This window comes from Xanthomarina sp. F1114 (assembly GCF_026410255.1).
Classification (GTDB): domain Bacteria; phylum Bacteroidota; class Bacteroidia; order Flavobacteriales; family Flavobacteriaceae; genus Xanthomarina.
In genome coordinates this window covers 43576-62937 of the sequence record NZ_JAPMLL010000009.1, presented here as the reverse complement: position 1 = coordinate 62937, position 19362 = coordinate 43576, and the positions used below count along the sequence as shown (strand labels likewise).

The following is a 19362-nucleotide window of genomic DNA, read 5'->3' as shown; positions in this document are numbered from 1 at the left end:
TAATTTCATCATTTCCATTTGCTAATAAAAACCATTTATTATGAAAAAAATAATTAATACTCCCCACGCTCCTGCTCCAATTGGACCATATAATCAAGCTGTATTAGTAAACGATATTTTATATACCTCTGGACAAATAGCTTTAAATCCAGAAACTATGGAATTGGTTTTGGAAGATATTAAATCTGAAACAAACCAGGTCATGGAAAACCTAAAAGCCGTATTAAAAGCTGCCGACATGACTTTTGAAAATGTTTTTAAAGCTTCTATTTTTGTTAGCGATATGCATAACTTCTCTAAAATAAACGAGGTTTATGCTACTTATTTTAATGAAGAAACTGCACCAGCACGTGAAACTGTTGAAGTTGCTAACTTACCTAAATTTGTAAATGTGGAAATTAGTATGATGGCTTCTAAATAGGTTTAATCTATTTTTTCAAAAACATAAAGATTATTCAGTCCTAATTGAAACTTCTTTTTCTTTATAAGTTTAAAGCCTTTAGCAAAGATTTTTTCTGTGTCGCTAGGTTTAAAACCATAATGTTCTTCTAGGCTCATACCATCAATTAATCTTAATTTCAACAAGATTTCCAGAATAAAATCTACTTGAGGAGAAGGTACTGTTATAATCACCCGGCCTTTAGTTTTTAATATATTATAGAAATTTTCAGCCATTCCTGCTTGAACTTCCTTTGGAATATGTTCTAAAACGGCAAGCATAGTAATAATATCAAAACTCAAATTTTCAGGAAGATCTTCAGGGAATTTCCCAGGTAAAAGTGTACAAGTCTCCGTTTTAATTTCCTTTTCTAAAATAGGATCAATGCCATAACTATAAGAAATATCCTTTTTCCATTTCTCGAACATCACACCATCTACACTTCCAATATCTAAAACAGCATCGTTTGTTCTAATAAACTTTTTAGCTTTCTTTATGCGTTCGTTTTGTAAAAATCTATCTAAGGCCTTCATTTAGTTAGCTACAATTATTTACCTAATAAACTTTCCTGGAACAACTTGTATATTCTTTTATATTCATCTGTCCAACTACTTGGCTCTACAAAACCATGTCTTTCGATTGGATAGATGGCCATTTCCCAATTTTCTTTTCCCAATTCAATTAAACGTTGGGATAAACGAACCATGTCTTGAAAATGCACATTATCGTCTATCATACCGTGTAAAATCAGTAAATCGCCTTCTAAACCATCGGCAAAATATATAGGCGAACTTCTTCTGTAAGCTAAACTATCAGTTACTGGTGTATTTAAAATTCTTGCTGTATAGCCATGATTATAGGCAGCCCAATCTCCCACCGAACGAATAGCAGCACCAGCCTGAAATGTTTCAGCTTCATTAAACATGGCCATAAGTGTTATAAATCCTCCATAAGAACCACCATAAATACCAACTTTATCTGTATCGATACCGTATTTACTTATTAAATGCTTGGCTCCATCTACTTGATCAGACAAATCTTTTCCTCCCATATGCCTGTAAATTCCTGTTCTCCATTCTCCGCCATAACCAGCGCTTCCACGATAATCTATATCTAAAACCGTATAGCCATTATCTACTAAAAAATTGTGAAACATATATTCTCTATAATAAGAACTCCACCATTTATGAGCGTTTTGTAAATAACCTGCACCATGAACAAAAATAACGGCTGCTTTATTTTTTACCTCTGTTTTTGGCTGATATAATCTGGCAAAAACTTCAGCGCCATCATCGGCTTTAAAAGTGATTATTTCTGGATCTTTCCATGCATAACTCTCAAAAGTCTTGGTTGTAGAATGGGTGATTTGTTTTGGCGTACTTTCTGTTGAAGTAAACAATGGATTTTCTTTTATATATAATTCCGTAGGCTTATTTGAATAGGAATACAAAATAGCCATCTGTTTTTCATCTGGAGAAAGTGTTACGTTATTATTTCCTATCCTATTAGTCAAAGCTGTAAACTTCCCTCCTTTTATAGGCATACTATAAAACTGTCTATCTCCAGGATGATTCATATTAGCCGTAAAATACCAGCGTTTTTCATCTTTAGAAATTTGAGGGTTATAAATTTCAAAACTTCCTTTTGTAAGTGTTTTTACTTTTTTTGAAGTGACATCCATGGCATATATATGCGAATAACCTGTTTTTTCAGACTGAAACCAAATGCTTTTATTATCTGGCATCCATCCTAAGTCTCCACCTCCATAACCACCAATTCCAGGACCAGCAATCCAAGCTTCATTATGCTGATGGTCTAAGTTTTCTACAGTTCCATTTTCTGGATTTAATAATACCAGCCAACGGTCTTTATAATCGTTTGCAATAATATCTAAAACACCATATGAGCCATCCGGACTCCAAGTAGGTCCTGAAATATATCCAATCCGATTGTCGTTTTTATAAACTTTATCTGGATACTCTTTGGTGTATTCTGGTATATAATCTAAGCCTTCTAAATTATCTAAAACAACAGGATAGACTTTCTTATCAATAAGGTTGTAGATATACAAGGTATATTCCGGCTGCTCATCACCTACTTTAGAACGTGTGTTTTCATTTTCGGTATACCCAGATTCTGTCACATAATGTGGCATGATAGTTTTCTTGTTTTTTGGACGTTTTGCAGTTAGATAGGTTACAAAATTTCCATCTGAACTCATTCTTTGATTTAAAATCGATTTATCGCCCAAATAAATTTCTAAAGGTTTCTTGGAATTGAATCGCTTCATTAGGCTATCACGCGTATCCAATTTTTCTTTACGCTCTCTTAAAACATCAAAAAGTTCTAGTTGATCCTGGTTAAGCCAGTCATCTTTTTCACTATTAGATTTCTCCTTTTTCTCTTTCTTTAAAAAGCTGGTGACCTGTGTGGTGGTTCCTGTTTCTATATCCCATGTAAATAAGTTTTTATTTTTTACATAAGCTACTTGCTGATAAGAATCTGTAAAATGAACAGATCTTTCATAAGCCGTTGTATTCGTTATTTGAGTTATGGTATTTGTAACAACATCTACTATAAAAACATCGCCATTCTTGCTGTATATTTTTTTAGTTTTGTCTCTATTAAAAACCGCATTTGAAGCTGGTAAAGCAAACTCCGTTTCAAAATCAATTTTAGAAATTTTATCATTTTTTAGATCATACCCATAAAGAGAATCACTTAACGCATTTTCTGGATTCCACTTAAAATAAATGGTATCGCTATTATTCGACCAACTAACATTAGAAGGTAAATGACCAACAAAGTCTTCACCTTGCATAATATCTTTTATGTGTAATTCTGAAAGGTTGATTTCTTGAGCTGTTACGAAAAAACACATCAAGTAAATACTTGAAAATAAGAGAGTTGTTTTCAATTTCATAATAAATAGATTCAATAGAAGTAATAAACGTACGAAGTTAGGCTTTCTAGGACAAAAATTCAAAACCGGAATAGCTTATTCGTTCCAATATACCTATAAACAATTGTTAATAAGAACAAAGATTAAAAGATGAATTTGACTTTAAGATAACTAAAAGAACTCGTACTTTTGATTGTAACCCAATATTCTTTTAAAATGCGTATAGAACAAGACATCAAATTAGGTTTTAAAGATGTAATGATTAGACCAAAACGCTCCACACTCAAGAGTCGGTCTCAAGTTAGTTTAGAGCGAAATTTTAAGTTCTTAAACAGTGAAAACAGCTGGAATGGCATTCCTATAATGGCTGCTAATATGGATACTGTGGGCACTTTTGAAATGGCATTGGCTTTAGCCAAAAATAAATTATTTACTGCTATACATAAACATTATTCGCTTGCTGAATGGGAAAAGTTCCTAAAAAAGGCGCCTAAAAATATTGGAGAATATATTGCTGTTAGTACGGGAACAGGAAAAGAAGATCTAAGCAAATTGGCTGGTATATTTAAATTAGATTCTCAATTAAAATTTATTTGTATAGATGTTGCTAATGGCTACTCCGAACATTTTGTGGATTTTGTAAGACGAACAAGAAAACAGTATCCAGACAAAACCATTATTGCTGGAAATGTGGTAACTGGCGAAATGGTTGAAGAACTTCTATTATCTGGTGCTGATATTGTAAAGGTTGGCATAGGTCCTGGTTCTGTTTGTACGACTCGTGTTAAAACAGGTGTTGGATATCCGCAATTATCTGCTATTATTGAATGTGCCGATGCTGCTCATGGGTTAGGCGGACAGATAATTAGCGATGGAGGCTGCTCTACTCCTGGCGATGTAGCAAAGGCTTTTGGAGCTGGTGCCGATTTTGTCATGCTTGGTGGGATGTTTTCAGGACATGACGAAAGTGGTGGAGAAACCAAAGAGCGTGACGGAAAAACATATAAACAATTTTATGGGATGAGTTCTACCACTGCTATGGATAAATATGTGGGTGGCGTAGCAGAATACCGTGCCAGCGAAGGGAAAACAGTGGAAGTTCCATATAAAGGTGAGGTTGAAGGAACACTTCAGGATATTCTAGGCGGTTTACGAAGTACATGTACCTATGTAGGTGCGCTACGTTTAAAAGAGCTGACTAAAAGGACTACTTTTATTCGTGTGGCAGAACAGGAAAATAGAGTTTATACGGAATAGTTACAATAACCCTTTCATTAACAACTCTGCAGTAGCGGGATTTGTAGCTAGTGGCACGTCGTGTACATCGCATAAACGCATGAGCATAAGAACATCTGGTTCGTGAGGGTGCTTTTCTAAAGGATCTCTAAAAAATAAAACCATATTACATTTTCCTTCGGCTACGCGAGCTGCTATTTGCGCATCGCCACCCAAAGGTCCAGAAAGTAATCTTAACACTTGAAAACCGGCTTTCTTAACTTTTTTACCAGTAGTTCCTGTAGAAACTAAAGAAATGTTTTTTTGAAGAAATGTTTCTTTATGTTCATTTAAAAACTGAACCATCTCGGCTTTTTTACCATCGTGTGCAATAATTGCTATTTCCATGAATCTAAATGATTTATATGATATTTAACGAGTCCTTCAATAGGACGTCTAATAATATTTCCAACTTTAAAATGAAACTCTTCTGCGACTTCTAAAACTTCTTCTTTTGAAAAATGAGCAATGGAACCTACAAAGTGAACAGGAATTGTTTTAATTTCTTCAGAATACTGTAAAATCATATTTTTAGAAAACAAACGAAGACCTTCAATAATGAGGTTTTTTATATAATCGGAGTCTTTGTGTGTAAATATGAATTCAGCAAAAGTGGCCAGATAAGCGTTGGGATTAGCTTGTTTGTAAAGTTTATTTTTTATAGCGTCTGCTTCTAAATTGAATTTTTCAGCAAATAAAACTTTCAATTTTTCTGGCATCTGATTGAAGTAATATCCTCTAATTAATTGTCTGCCGTAATAATTTCCGCTAGCATCGTCCATAATACTATAACCTAAAGAAGCTACGCGTTGATGTATTTGTTCTCCATCAAAAAAACTACAATTGGAACCGGTTCCAAGAATACATACTACAGCCGCTTCATTTTTATGGTTTAAACTTGCTCTTACTGCTGCTAAAGTGTCTTCTTTAACTTCAATAAATGCTTTTTGAAAGATGTTTTGTAAAACCTCCTTCAATAAAAGCCTGGGGTTTTCTGTACCACAACCTGCTCCGTAAAAAAATACATGTGAAACTTGATCTTTAACCCTTATTAAATTTGGATTGGCTTGTATAATTTCAGAAAGTTCTTTTTCTGTTAAAAGTGCAGGGTTAAGTCCTTTAGTATCCAATTTATCTAAAAGTTGATTTCCTTGAGAATCGACGGAAATCCAATCGCATTTTGTAGAACCACTATCGGCAATTAATATCATGCGTTAAAATTAAAAAAATTCCACAGATAAACTCTTTTATTATTAGAATTACTCTGTGGAATTATTTATGAAATGTTATTTAAGATTGTATTTTATTTTAAGGAATGTACTAGTTCTGCCAATTCTACTAGTTTCGCCGAATAGGCATATTCATTGTCATACCAACCTACAAGTTTAAAGAATCTTGAGTTTAATTCTATAGCAGCGTCTGCATCAAAAACACAAGTTCTAGTTTCACTTACAAAATCTTGAGAAACTACTTTTTCGTCAGTATAACCTAGAATACCATGCATCTCATTTTCTGAAGCCTTCTTAAATGCTTTTTTAATTTCATCTAAAGAAGTTTCTTTTTGAGTTCTTACAGTTAAATCCACAACAGAAACATCGGCAGTTGGGACTCTAAAAGCCATTCCTGTTAGTTTTCCATCTAATTTTGGAATCACTTTTCCCACTGCTTTTGCAGCCCCAGTTGAAGCAGGAATTATATTTACTAAAGCACTTCTACCAGCTCTATAATCTTTTGCTGAAGGGCCATCTACCGTTAATTGTGATGCTGTTGTAGCATGAATGGTTGTCATTAATGCTTCTTCTATTCCAAAGTTATCATCAACAACCTTAGCCATTGGAGCTAAACAGTTTGTAGTACAAGAAGCATTAGAAATAATCTTGTCTGAGGCTTTTATATCTTTGTGGTTAACGCCCATTACAAACATTGGAATATCTTTACTTGGAGCTGAAACAACAACTTTTTTTGCTCCTGCCTCTACATGATAGTTGGCGGTTTGCATAGTTTTAAAAACTCCTGTGCATTCTGCAACTATATTTGCTTCTACCTCATTCCATTTTAGGTTTCTTGGATCTCTTTCGGCAGTTACTCTAATGGTTTTTCCATTTACAACAAGTTGTCCATTATTAACTTCTATACTACCATTAAATCTTCCATGAACGGAGTCGTATTTTAATAAGTAAGCTAAATGATCTACTTCTAATAAATCATTTACTCCCACAACTTCTATATTTTGTTTTATTGCTTCTCTAAAGACTAATCTTCCAATTCTTCCGAAACCGTTAATTCCTAATTTAATTTTTGACATTATATAATTTTATTTATTTTAATTCTTAATTTTATTTTTTAGCTTAAAAAATGACTTTTAACTATTTATGTTGTCATGACATCAGACACACGAAGTAATTCTAAATTTATTTTTGACTTTCCTTTTACAGCTTTATTCAAAGAAGTCAATTCCATTTTATTATCTAAAATTCCAACCATATAATTAGATTTCCCTTCTAATAAAGATTCTACAGCCTTTACTCCCATTCTACTTGCCAATACGCGATCGAAACAACTAGGCGATCCTCCACGTTGCATATGACCTAACACTGAGACACGAACATCGTATTCCGGCATATTTTCATCTATATAATCTTTAAGTTCGAAAACATTTTTACCAATTTTATCGCCTTCTGCAACCACTACTATACTGGAAGACTTCCCAGAAGCTTTACTACGTTTTAAAGATTCAACTAGTCTGTCCAGGCCTAAATCTTCTTCAGGAATTAGAATCTCTTCAGCTCCTGCTCCAACACCAGCATTTAAAGCTATATGGCCAACATCTCTGCCCATAACTTCAACAAAAAACAAACGCTTATGCGAACTAGCAGTATCTCTAATTTTATCTATAGCTTCCACAACCGTATTAATGGCTGTATCGTAACCAATAGTAAAATTGGTTCCATAAATATCGTTATCAATGGTTCCTGGAATACCTATAATTGGAAAATTAAACTCTTTATTAAAAACCATACCTCCCGTAAAAGTTCCATCTCCTCCAATTAAAACAAGTGCTTGAATCCCTTTTTTGACTAAATAGTTATGTGCTTTAGCTCTTCCTTCTTTAGTTTTAAACTCGTTAGAACGAGCCGATTTTAAGATAGTTCCCCCTGTATTAATAATATGATTGACGTTTCTGGCCGTAAAGTCTTTAAAATCGCCTTCCATCATGCCTTCAAAACCCCTGTAGATACCAACACATTCAATATTATGATAAGCACAGGTTCTAACAACAGAACGAATGGCCGCATTCATACCTGGCGCATCTCCTCCAGAAGTTAAAACGCCTATTTTAGTTATTTTATCACTCATTTATTTGCTAATAATTATAGTAAATTTAATAAACAATCACCAATAAAGACTTGGATTTACAATAAATTTAAGACTAATCCTGTAGGAAAACAGTTATTTTATAATACTATGATTTTTATCACTTAATCTAGAGCCTCTTTCTTAAAACCAAGATAGTCAGGAAGAGGGTTTTCTTGATCTTCAGTGCTCTTGCTAGAAGTTTGTTTTGGAGTTTTTACTTTACCCTTAAAAATCTTATTCAACAACTCTTTAAATGTATCGAAATCTACATTATATGCAATACCAATACCTTGAGTATAGCCTATTTCTTCACCAAAATTACGGATACTATTTTCTCTATTAAAAACCTTTGCCGTTAGAGTACCTTCTTCATTTAAAAGGAAATCTATTTGCACATCTCCAGCTACAACAGTTTCGCTAACACCTCCAACAGGAACCCCAACTTTTCCATTAATTATAACGCGTTCAGAAATATTTGTTTGCAGAGTAACTCCAAGCCTATCGTCTGTATGATATTCAGGAGTATTCTCTCCAGCTTCATAATTTAACCCAATATTTAATTTATTGTTGCTACTAGTAAATAACCCATTGATAATCCCGTTTAAACGTTCGGCGATAGTTCCTGTAAAATTAACTTCGTTTAACCTATTAGAAAAAGCTCCAGTAGCCAACAGGTAAATAGCCTGGTTGTCTCTATCTTGTTTCGAGCTAAGTCTGTATTGTATTTCAGATTTTACGGTTGAGTTTAAATTAGGGAAGGTAAATCCGAAATCAATATCTGGTTTTTCTAATTGTCCGGTAAGGGAGGTTTCGACATAAACCGGAATACTTCTATTTATAGGGTTATCCAGTAATGGCGATGGATTAGCTTGAGTGGCATATAGTGCTTTTATATCAATTCTAGCACTCATTGGGTCTCCATCCCAACCTAAACTTCCTTCTTGAACTATAAATTTCTTTTCTATAATTCCGCCATATTTAAAATTATAAACCCCTTCGAAAACAATAAAATCCCCAAACATTCTAAACTTTCCATTGGTGTTAATTTCAATTAGCAAACCTCCTTCTCCTTTCCCTTTAATAGTACTTCCGGAATCTTTATCTATAACAATTTCTATTTCTGCATCTTGGGTTATATCTAAATCAAAATCTAACTCTAATCCAGAGACTTCTTGAGTAATTAAATCTTCTCCCTTAAGTTTAGCTTCTTTTTCCTCTCTGGTTAAAAAATGAATATAAGAGTTATCACCAAAAGACTCCATATCGCTTAATGGAATTACAAAAGTAGTATTGGGTTTTGTTTCGGCAATAACACTAATAGTTAGTTGCTCTGCCGGTCCTATAATTTTAGCCGAACCACCAATAAATGCTGTTCCATAGTATAAGGCTTCTTCGTCGTCGTCTGCATGGGTGTCAAGTACAATTAAATTATCTGTAGATACATCTAAATTTAATTCCCAATTAGAAAAATTAGTATGACTTAAAGAGCCATTTAACACTCCATTGGTGTTGTATTTAGTGTCTTCTAATTGTAAAGAATTAAAAACAAAACTCTGATTGTTTAAACTTACCTGAGAGTTATTTGCAAAATTGTAATCAACATTAAGATAAGGGATTTTTAGTCCGGAGTTATTAAGTCTTAAATTACCACTTATATCGGGTTTTTCAAGTTTTCCAGATACATTAGCTACTCCGGTAACATCTCCTCTTATATCACTTAAAATGTCTTCTAAAAATGGATTTAGAAAATCTAATTTGAATTTATTAAACAGAAAATCAACATTTATTGTGGAAACATCATTTACTAAACCAATATTTCCAACAACAGCCAAAGACTGTGCTCTTTTATCTTTAATTCTAATATCTACTGCATAATTTGTTAAGTTCTCGTTGCCTGTAATGGCTGCATCAAAAGAGCCTAAAGCCAATTCGTTAACCGTAAAGTTATCTATAGAAATCTGTGAACTTGGTAAATAGGCACCTCTTTTCTGAAGTATCTCTAGCCTGCCGTTAACATTTCCATACATTTCCAGACCATCCACTTCTGGAGTGATTTTAGATAAATCCACATCGTTAAAATTGAGGTTAATGTTTTTATAAGTAGAATCTCTTAAAACGCCTGAAAGCCTTATTTCTTCATGTTTATGATTCATTATTATTTCCTCAATATTAATATTCGAAAACTTATTATCGAAAACAATTTTATGTAGATGATCTCTATTTTCGTTAATAGTCCAGGTGTTCCCTTTAAAAGTTACGTCCGATTCTTTTAAACCAACAACCGATTTATTGTTAGGGTTTATTGTATGATAGAAATTTAAGTTATAAATATCCTTATTGCTTTTTCCTCCTTTAAACTCCGTACGCACATATAAGGTATCATTAAGTGTAACATTAATTAAATTGAATTTGGAAACATCGTAAAATTTGGTATTTAGACTATCAATCTCAACATATGTATTAAATACCGGGTTTTTATTATCTAATTGAAGTTCTATTTTATTAGCAAAATAATCGAAGAGTTTAATCTTTGGCGATTTAAAAGTAAGTTTAAACTCCTTTTCATCGCTTTCTACCCGCCCACGCACATAGGTGTTTTTTCCAAGTTTTAAATCTGGCACAAATACTTCAACAATCTTATTATAAATTTTAAAATTGAAATCTATATATTGATTTTCTTTTACTTTATGAGGTTTAAAATTAGTATAAATACTTCCAATGGCATTTTCAAATAACTTTCCTATATCTGCAAACACGAATTCACCACTAAGTTCTCCTTCTATAATATCTGGAGAATTCACACTAATATTTCTTTCATTATCCTGGAAAGAAGAGGTTATTTCAAAATCGTTGAAGAAATATTCGTCATTTTGATTTTTATAGGATGTTTTATTAAACTGAATTCTTCCAATGGCGTCATCAATAGTAGTTCCTTCCATTTTCATATCTACCACACCAGAAAAAATAGAAACATTATCTTTTTTTACAAAATTTAAGGCATTCAAATTGGCATAAGAAACGTCTGCTACAAAATCGAAAGTATTAATATCTTCTGAAAAATTAGCTAAACCATTAAATTCAAGTTGAAAATTCTTGTCGTAAGAAATTAGTCTTCCATTAAAAATCTTATTTCTCAAGATTCCAGAAACATCAATGTTTTCGTATGTGTAATTATTATAAATAAGTGAGAATATATCTCCGTTTAATTGCGTGTTCACGTTTTCTTTAGTAAACCCAGAGCCATCTACATCTAGATTTAAGGAGGTTTTCCCTAGAGTTTTGTCGTTAATAAACTCTCCAATATCAAAATCTTTTAACACCACATTCCCAGAGTATGATGCATTATCAATATCGTTAATTCTATGCATATCTAAATTGGTATCAATAAGTCCAATTTCTGTATTAATCAATAAATTAGCAAAAATGGTAGATTTGGTAATTTCGGTTTTACCAATAATATTAAAGTTACCAAGCTTATCGAAAGATGAAGGAATAGATGCCCCTAAAATATTAGGCAACAAAGCCTTTAAATCTCTATAATTCGAGTTTAACTGATCGAAATCTCCTTTCATATAGAAGCTCTCGGTTTCAGTTTTAAACAGGTTTTTAAAATGAATATTACCAATAATTTTACTTCTTGTACTGGTAAATACTTCTAGATTATCAACCATTAAGTCATTAAGAGTACCGCTAAATTTAGCACTAAGTTTGGCTCTTTGATTAACACCAAATTCATTATAAAAAGTGTTTAATTCATTTAATGCTATATCACTTTTTGTAAAAGTAGCGTCTATTTTAACCTTATCTGTAAAGTTTTTAAGTTCCTCTCTATCAAAATAGAATTTAACCTCACCTTCCAACGAAGAGTTTGCCGATTTAATACTTAAATTTTCAAGTAAAATATTACTAGGAGTGTATGTAAAATTACTTACCAAGTTTTTAACCTCTAACCCACGACTATCATTAAAAGCTAATGTATTTATACGGGTACTTACATCGCTTCCATTAATTAACAAATTTGTGGTATTAGCCTGTATATTTGTGAATTCTAAAATTGTAGGAGTTTCGTTATTTTGATTAATCAATCTAAAAACACCATCATAAATAGATACATCGCTTGACGACAGTAGAAAGTTACTTTTATCTGGTGAGGGGTTGTCTTCGTCAAATCTAGCCACAAAAATATCAAGATTTGTATCCTCTTCCCCTTTATAAGTTTTTAAATTAAAAATCAATCCTTCTAAACTTATATCTCCAAAAACTAACTTGTTATTAACAATATTTTTAAAGCTAAGAATAGATGTATTTAATTCGTTTGCAGCAAACAAAGTATCCTTTTTATAATCTCTTATTAGGACTTCTTTTAATTGGACATCTCCATTAAATTGAAGACCTATTCTCCCTATATTTATATCTGTACCAAAATCGTCATTTAGTCTAGTAGTTACCTTTTTCCCCATATACGTTTGAACAGTTGGAATAGAGAGCAACAACACTAAAATGATGAAAAGCAGCAAAATAATTGCTACTAGTTTAGATAGTATTTTTAAAAATTTTTTGATACGTTTTAAAGTTATAACTTTGAAGTCAAAATTAACAATTATTGTGCCTAAAACTCACTAATGTCTTCACAAAATATTTATATTCTAGGAATTGAGTCATCCTGCGACGATACTGCTGCCTCCGTGATATACAACGGGAAAATTTTAAGCAATGTTGTCGCCAACCAAAAAATACACGAAGAATATGGTGGTGTTGTTCCAGAATTAGCTTCTAGAGCCCATCAACAAAACATTGTTCCAGTGGTAGATCAAGCCCTAAAAAAGGCAAATATTACTAAAGAGCATCTTCATGCTATTGCCTTTACTCGAGGTCCTGGATTAATGGGTTCCTTGCTAGTTGGTACGTCTTTTGCAAAATCTCTAGCCATGGGATTGGACATCCCTTTAATAGATGTTAACCATATGCAAGCTCATATTTTAGCACATTTTATAGATGAAGAAGGTTTTAATAAACCACCTTTTCCATTTCTTGCAATGACTATTTCTGGTGGACATACGCAGATTGTCAAGGTTTCTAATTATTTTGAGATGGAAGTTATTGGTGAAACTATAGATGATGCTGTTGGAGAAGCATATGATAAAAGTGGAAAAATCTTAGGTTTAGGTTATCCTGCCGGGCCAGAAATAGATAAACTTGCTCATTCAGGAAATCCGAAAGCTTTTCAATTTACCAAACCAAAAGTTGCTGGTTTAAATTTTAGTTTTTCAGGATTAAAAACAGGAATTCTTTACTTTATTCAAAGGGAAACAAAAGTAAATCCAAATTTTATTGAAGAAAACATCAACGATATTTGTGCGTCTATCCAATACACAATTATAGGTATTTTAATAGATAAGCTAAAACTAGCTTCAAAGCAGACTGGAATAAAACATATTGCTATTGGTGGTGGAGTTTCGGCAAATTCTGGTATTAGACAAGCCCTAAAAAATGGAGAATCTAAATTTGGATGGACTACCTATGTTCCAAAATTTGAATTTACCACAGATAATGCCGCCATGATAGCCATTGTAGGTTACCTAAAATATCTTGAAAACAATTTTTCTGAACAAAATGTCACTGCATCAGCTAGATTAAAAATTTAATCCTAGCTAAACAGGTCTTTCAAACGCTATAAATAATCTTACAAAATTGTGCTGTTTCGAGCTGATATTTTTGTTTTTTTGTCTAACTAAACTTTCAAAACAACCCCAAATGAAAAAATTATTACTTTTACTTAGTTTACTTACAACTGTTTCACATGCTCAAGAAGCAGCTATTGAATTAGATTTAATTACAGATACTTCTTCTGCCGAAGAATTTCTAAAAACAAACAAAAACAAAAGCAATAAATTAATTGTTTTTAACGAAGAAAAACACAAATCTGTTTTAGCTAAAAAACTTCTTAAGTTGCCAGTTGGTGGTACAACAACAAGTCAAAATGGTTTTGAAAAAACCACCTATAAAGTTGTTGAAAAAAATCAAGTAACCCATTACCGATTAAGCTATATTTTATTAGATAGAAGAAACAAGGAAGCTTCTAGCGTTCAGGCAACAATTAATCAAATAATTTCTGATTATGATAAAGGTACACCTTTTGATTTTTTAGCAAAAAAATTCTCAGATGCTGATAATGCTACTAGAGGTGGTGATTCTGGCTGGTTTATAAAAGAAGACCTGCCTTCAATTCTAAATATAGATGTTACAGAAAGTCAGTATATTGAAAAAGAGTTATACACTTTAGAAAACGACAAGAAAGGTTTATATTACATTATATTAAACACTTATAAACCTAAAGAAATAAAGGAAATTAAAGCTTTAAAAGTAGTAGAACCAAGAAGTTAATGCAGTTATTTTATAATCCAGATATTACAGAAGAGACCACTAAAATTATTTTTCCAAAAGATGAAAGCAGACATATTATAAAGGTCTTGCGAAAGTCTGAAGGAGATATTCTCCATATTACCAACGGACGTGGTTGGCTATTTACAGCTAAAATATCGATGGCTGACATAAAAAATTGTGTAGCAATTATTAGGGATAAAGAAAAACAAGAAAAGAGAAGCTATCAAGTACACTTAGCTGTGGCGCCAACTAAAATGAACGATAGATACGAATGGTTTCTAGAGAAAGCTACAGAGATTGGCATTGATATTATTACTCCTATTATTTGTGATAACAGCGAACGAAAGATTATTAAGCCAGAACGTTTTGAAAAAATATTACAAGCAGCTATGAAACAATCTCTTTCTTGTTATATACCTAAACTTCAAGAAGCTATAACTTTTAAAGAGTTTGTAAGTCTTCCACAATTTAAACAAAAATTTATAGCTCATTGTGAAGAAACTGATAAAAAGTCTCTAAAAAGTCAAATTATACCAAATCAGGATATCACTATTTTAATTGGACCCGAAGGCGATTTTAGTTATAAAGAAATCGAGCAAGCGCTTAGCTCTCAATTTATTCCTGTAACTTTGGGAGAAACAAGACTTAGAACAGAAACAGCTGCAATAGTTGCTTGTCATTCTGTTGCTTTTATAAATGAATCTTAAATGAATTATATCTACTTTAGTTATTTCATGAAAAACTTAAATAAAACAAGCTTGTTTTTTTTCTTCTTTGTACTTTTCTCTGTACTAGGGTTTTCGCAAGAAATAGCTGTTTTAAAATATAAAGGTGGCGGAGATTGGTATGCAAACCCTACCTCTTTGCCTAATTTAATTTCTTATTGCAATTCTAATATTAACACCAAAATAACGGCAAAACCAGAGACTGTAGAGGCTGGTAGCACAGAAATTTTTCAATATCCTTTTATTCATATGACAGGACATGGAAATGTGTTTTTTAGTGAAGAGGATGCCGAGAATTTAAGAAACTATTTAGTTTCTGGTGGCTTTTTGCATATAGACGATAATTATGGTTTAGAACCATATCTTCTTAAAGAATTAGTTAAAGTGTTTCCAGAAAATGAATTAATTGAGCTCCCAGCAAGTCACCCAATTTTTAATACCGCATATTCCTTTCCAAAAGGTTTACCAAAAATCCATGAGCATGATGGCAAAAGACCTCAGGCTTTAGGAATTTTTATTGAAAACAGATTGGTTCTTCTTTTTACGTACGAAAGTGACTTAGGCAACGGTTGGGAAGACGAAATTGTCCATAACGATCCTCCGGAAGTGAGAGAAAAAGCATTGAAAATGGGAGCCAATATTATTAAGTATGTTTTTGAAAATTAAATACTTGTGAAACAACTAAATCATTATAATACTAATTTCACCAAACAGACTTTTCCAATTATTTTAGTCTGCGATAATATTACAAGTGCACCAAATATCGGCAGTTTATTTAGAACAGCAGATGCTTTTGGTATTGAAAAAATAATATTTTGTGGTTCTCCAATTCCTAGTGGTAGAAAAATGACCAAAACCTCTAGAGCCACAGAGAAAGTGGTTTTATACGAAGAGCAAGAGTCTATTCTAACCGTAATTGAACAGTTAAAGGCTAATAATCATCAGATTATTTCCTTAGAAATTACAAATGCCAGCCAATCTTTAAAAACGTTTATAAAACCAAAACAACAAAAAATAGCTCTCGTAATTGGCGATGAGAATTTTGGTGTTTCTGAAGCTGTATTGAACCTTTCAGATACTATTATTCATATTGATATGTTTGGACAAAACAGTAGCATGAATGTAGTTCAGGCAACCAGTATTGCACTTTATGAGATAACGAAACAGGCTTTAGAAAATAATTGCTTGGACAGTTAAAAGCAAAATGTATATTTGTCAGATGAATTCAAAAGATATTTCAAACGGGATTTTAAGAGCTCTTGCCACTATAGTAGGGATTTGCATCTTATTATTGTTTCTATTTAAAATACAATCAGTAATAGTTTATATTGCTATTTCTGCCGTTATTTCTCTTACCGGTAGACCAATTGTAGGCTTTTTAAGAAATCGTTTAAAACTTAACAACTTACTTGCTGTCATTGTAACAATGATTATGTTGTTAGGTGTTATTTTTGGTTTAATAGGCTTATTTATCCCATTGATAGTGGAGCAAGGACACAACTTATCCTTACTTAATATTGATCAATTACGTGGGAATATCCAAAATATTTATACAGAGTTTCTTTCTCATTTTAGACTAGAGCATCTTCCTACAGAGGATGACCCATTAGGTAATTCAACTTTATTATCTAAAATTGATTTTGCGGTAATTCCAGAGGTTTTAAATTCGGTTGTTAGTAGCTTAGGAACCTTTAGTATGGGATTATTTTCGGTATTATTCATTTCTTTTTTCTTTTTAAAAGATAGCAAGTTATTTGAAAACAGCTTAATGATTGTAATTCCAGATAACAAAAAAACACGTTTAAAATCTTCTATTGATAAAATTAAAAACCTACTCTCAAGATATTTTGTAGGTTTAGTATTTCAAATTTCTGTTTTATTTTTAATATACACTATTGGACTGCTAGTTGTAGGTGTAGAAAACGCTGTAGTTATTGCCTTTTTATGTGCGCTAATCAATCTAATCCCATATTTAGGACCTCTAATTGGTGGATGTATTATGATTTTATTAACCATGACAAGTAATCTAGGACATAGTTTTAGTGAAGTTATTTTACCTGAAACTCTATATGTACTTATAGTGATTGCTATTGGTCAATTAATAGATAACTTTATTAGTCAACCGTTAATTTTTTCAAGAAGCGTAAAATCTCATCCATTAGAAATATTTTTAGTTATTATTATAGCTGGTCTATTATTTGGTATTGTAGGAATGATTATCGCCATTCCAACTTATACCGCATTAAAGGTTATTTTAAAGGAGTTTTTATCTGAAAATAAAGTCGTTCAAAAACTAACTAAAGGATTGTAGTTTTACTTTGAATAAAGGCATTCTAAATACTGTAAATCAGGATTTTATAAATAAACATATAGATACTGATATTGCCTTTTTGTTATTGAGAAGTCATTCAGAGTTAGAAATAGACATCAAATTACTTTTAGAGCAAATTGAAGCTAAAAAACGCAGTAAAAAAAAACTTTCTAGCTGGTTTCAAACCAAAAACATATACTATCCAAATAAATTAAATATTGAACAAACTTCTTCAGAAGTTACAGCAGAATATAAATCCAAAATTATTTCAGGGAACAGCATCATCGATTTAACAGGAGGATTTGGTGTGGACTGTTTTTATTTTGCCAAGCAGTTTAGGAAGGTTACGCATTGTGAAATAAATACACAACTCTCAGAAATTGTCAAACATAATTATCAGCAATTAAAAACACTAAATATTCAAACAGTAGCTGCTGATGGAATTTCCTATTTAAAAAAAGTCAATTCTAAATTCGATTGGATTTATATAGATCCGTCAAGAAGACATGATAGCAAAGGAAAGGTGTTTTTCTTAAAAGATTGCCTACCAAACGTACCAGAGCATCTTGATTTATTATTTAGTTATTCTGAAAATATTCTTATAAAAACTTCTCCACTATTAGATTTATCTGTTGGAATTATTGAGCTGAAACATGTAAAAAGCATTCATATTGTAGCTGTAAATAACGAAGTAAAAGAATTACTTTGGATTTTAGAAAAAGATATAAACACCCAAAAAATTAATATTGAAACTGTTAATATAAAAGACAACCACAAAGAGTTTTTTCGTTTCAACTTTTATAAAGAAAACTCTGCTAAAGTCCAGTATAGCCTACCTCTAACCTACCTATACGAACCTAATTCTGCTATTCTTAAATCAGGAGGATTTAATAGTGTATCAGAGCAACTGAAGGCAAAAAAACTACGACAGCACTCTCATCTATATACATCCAACGAAATTATTGCGTTTCCGGGAAGAGCCTTTAAAATTGATAAGATTTTATCTTATAACAAAAAACAATTCAGAAAATCGGGAATTACCAAAGCTAATATTACTACTAGAAACTTTCCGGATTCCGTAGAAAACATCAGAAAAAAATTAGGAGTTAAAAATGGAGGAGATATTTATATTTTTGCCACAACTAATTTAGAGGGTCAAAAACTACTAATTATATGCTCTAAATTCTCCTAAAAATTAAAGCTTCAGTATCTTTGAAAAAAAAATCAACGTGTTAAAAGCAGTTTTATTCGATATGGATGGTGTTATTGTGGATACAGAACCGTTGCACCACAAAGCTTATTACGGAATGTTTGACTCTCTCAAACTGGAGGTTAGCGACTCACATTACCAAAGTTTCACTGGGCAATCTACTATAAATGTTTGTCGTAGTCTTTGCAATTATTTTAAATTGACACATAACCCAGCTGATCTTGTTCAAGTTAAAAGAAACATTTTTAAAGACCTGTTTAAAAACGATCCTGATCTGCAACTAATTGATGGTGTTTTAGAACTTATTAAAGATTATCATTATAATGGTTTAACCCTTGTTTTGGCATCGTCTGCGTCTATGGGAACTATTGAAGGGGTTTTCAATAGATTTGAATTGGATCAATTTTTTAAAGATAAATTGAGTGGTGCCGATTTAAAGGCTTCTAAACCACATCCAGAAATATTTTTAAATGCAGCCCAAGTTAGCGGCCATCACAAAGACAACTGTTTAATAATAGAAGACTCTACAAATGGCATTCAAGCAGCCCATGCTGCAGATATCTTCTGCGTAGGCTATAAAAGTGTAAATTCTAAAAACCAAGACTATAGTAAGGCTGATTATGTTATTAACGACTTTAAAGAAATAAGCTACAATCGTATTAAAAAATTATTTTTATAAATCAGAAAGTCTTGAAATTATATTCTTTTTCCTCTTGCCTATAAAAATAATAGCATGATAATTACATTTAATATGGTTTA

General features: G+C 32.0%; 17 protein-coding genes. 10 read left to right on the top strand and 7 right to left on the bottom strand.

Features of this window, described 5'->3' with window-relative positions:
* Positions 1 to 40 precede the first annotated feature (40 nt).
* Positions 41 to 421, top strand: a complete 381-nt coding sequence (locus tag OS188_RS08770) for a Rid family detoxifying hydrolase (RefSeq protein WP_267148456.1) — start codon at positions 41 to 43, stop codon at positions 419 to 421.
* A 2-nt stretch (positions 422 to 423) separates the two neighbouring features.
* On the opposite strand, the gene OS188_RS08765 is transcribed toward OS188_RS08770, so the two are convergent.
* Together OS188_RS08765 and OS188_RS08760 are read right to left on the bottom strand one after the other, a co-directional pair.
* Entirely contained in the window at positions 424 to 972 is a 549-nt protein-coding gene (locus tag OS188_RS08765; RefSeq protein WP_267148455.1) for a class I SAM-dependent methyltransferase, read from the bottom strand.
* A gap of 14 nt (positions 973 to 986) precedes the next feature.
* The gene (locus OS188_RS08760; protein ID WP_267148454.1) at positions 987 to 3362 is read right to left on the bottom strand and encodes a S9 family peptidase; all 2376 of its coding nucleotides are present in this window, start codon (positions 3360 to 3362) and stop codon (positions 987 to 989) included.
* A 195-nt stretch (positions 3363 to 3557) separates the two neighbouring features.
* Between OS188_RS08760 and OS188_RS08755 the strand changes: the two genes are divergently transcribed.
* Positions 3558 to 4598, top strand: a complete 1041-nt coding sequence (locus OS188_RS08755) for a GMP reductase (RefSeq protein ID WP_267148560.1) — start codon at positions 3558 to 3560, stop codon at positions 4596 to 4598.
* On the opposite strand, the gene OS188_RS08750 is transcribed toward OS188_RS08755, so the two are convergent.
* The 5 genes from OS188_RS08750 to OS188_RS08730 form a co-directional block, all read right to left on the bottom strand.
* Complete coding sequence (locus OS188_RS08750) at positions 4599 to 4964, bottom strand: methylglyoxal synthase (protein ID WP_267148453.1); 366 nt, start codon at positions 4962 to 4964, stop codon at positions 4599 to 4601.
* Complete coding sequence (locus OS188_RS08745; protein WP_267148452.1) at positions 4955 to 5827, bottom strand: N-acetylglucosamine kinase; 873 nt, start codon at positions 5825 to 5827, stop codon at positions 4955 to 4957. Before OS188_RS08745 ends, OS188_RS08750 begins: the two co-directional genes overlap by 10 nt.
* Positions 5828 to 5919: 92 nt before the next feature.
* Positions 5920 to 6921, bottom strand: a complete 1002-nt coding sequence (gap, locus tag OS188_RS08740) for a type I glyceraldehyde-3-phosphate dehydrogenase (RefSeq protein WP_267148451.1) — start codon at positions 6919 to 6921, stop codon at positions 5920 to 5922.
* Between the two features lie 65 nt (positions 6922 to 6986).
* Complete coding sequence (gene pfkA, locus OS188_RS08735) at positions 6987 to 7973, bottom strand: 6-phosphofructokinase (protein WP_267148450.1); 987 nt, start codon at positions 7971 to 7973, stop codon at positions 6987 to 6989.
* Between the two features lie 122 nt (positions 7974 to 8095).
* Positions 8096 to 12433: a translocation/assembly module TamB domain-containing protein gene (locus OS188_RS08730; protein WP_267148449.1), complete on the bottom strand. Its 4338-nt coding sequence runs from the start codon at positions 12431 to 12433 to the stop codon at positions 8096 to 8098.
* 162 nt (positions 12434 to 12595) lie between these two features.
* Between OS188_RS08730 and tsaD the strand changes: the two genes are divergently transcribed.
* From tsaD to OS188_RS08690, 8 genes are all read left to right on the top strand, one after another.
* Positions 12596 to 13618, top strand: a complete 1023-nt coding sequence (gene tsaD / locus OS188_RS08725) for a tRNA (adenosine(37)-N6)-threonylcarbamoyltransferase complex transferase subunit TsaD (protein ID WP_267148448.1) — start codon at positions 12596 to 12598, stop codon at positions 13616 to 13618.
* A 109-nt stretch (positions 13619 to 13727) separates the two neighbouring features.
* Positions 13728 to 14357: a peptidylprolyl isomerase gene (locus OS188_RS08720; protein ID WP_267148447.1), complete on the top strand. Its 630-nt coding sequence runs from the start codon at positions 13728 to 13730 to the stop codon at positions 14355 to 14357.
* On the top strand, positions 14357 to 15064 hold the full coding sequence (locus OS188_RS08715; protein ID WP_267148446.1) for a 16S rRNA (uracil(1498)-N(3))-methyltransferase: 708 nt from the start codon (positions 14357 to 14359) through the stop codon (positions 15062 to 15064). Before OS188_RS08720 ends, OS188_RS08715 begins: the two co-directional genes overlap by 1 nt.
* A 27-nt stretch (positions 15065 to 15091) precedes the next feature.
* Positions 15092 to 15748: a DUF4159 domain-containing protein gene (locus OS188_RS08710; RefSeq protein ID WP_267148445.1), complete on the top strand. Its 657-nt coding sequence runs from the start codon at positions 15092 to 15094 to the stop codon at positions 15746 to 15748.
* 6 nt (positions 15749 to 15754) lie between these two features.
* The gene (locus tag OS188_RS08705; RefSeq protein ID WP_267148444.1) at positions 15755 to 16279 is read left to right on the top strand and encodes a TrmH family RNA methyltransferase; all 525 of its coding nucleotides are present in this window, start codon (positions 15755 to 15757) and stop codon (positions 16277 to 16279) included.
* Positions 16280 to 16301: 22 nt separating this feature from the next.
* Positions 16302 to 17393: an AI-2E family transporter gene (locus OS188_RS08700; RefSeq protein ID WP_267148443.1), complete on the top strand. Its 1092-nt coding sequence runs from the start codon at positions 16302 to 16304 to the stop codon at positions 17391 to 17393.
* A gap of 7 nt (positions 17394 to 17400) precedes the next feature.
* On the top strand, positions 17401 to 18585 hold the full coding sequence (locus OS188_RS08695) for a THUMP-like domain-containing protein (protein ID WP_267148442.1): 1185 nt from the start codon (positions 17401 to 17403) through the stop codon (positions 18583 to 18585).
* Between the two features lie 37 nt (positions 18586 to 18622).
* On the top strand, positions 18623 to 19282 hold the full coding sequence (locus tag OS188_RS08690; protein ID WP_267148441.1) for an HAD family hydrolase: 660 nt from the start codon (positions 18623 to 18625) through the stop codon (positions 19280 to 19282).
* The last annotated feature ends 80 nt before the right edge of the window (positions 19283 to 19362 follow it).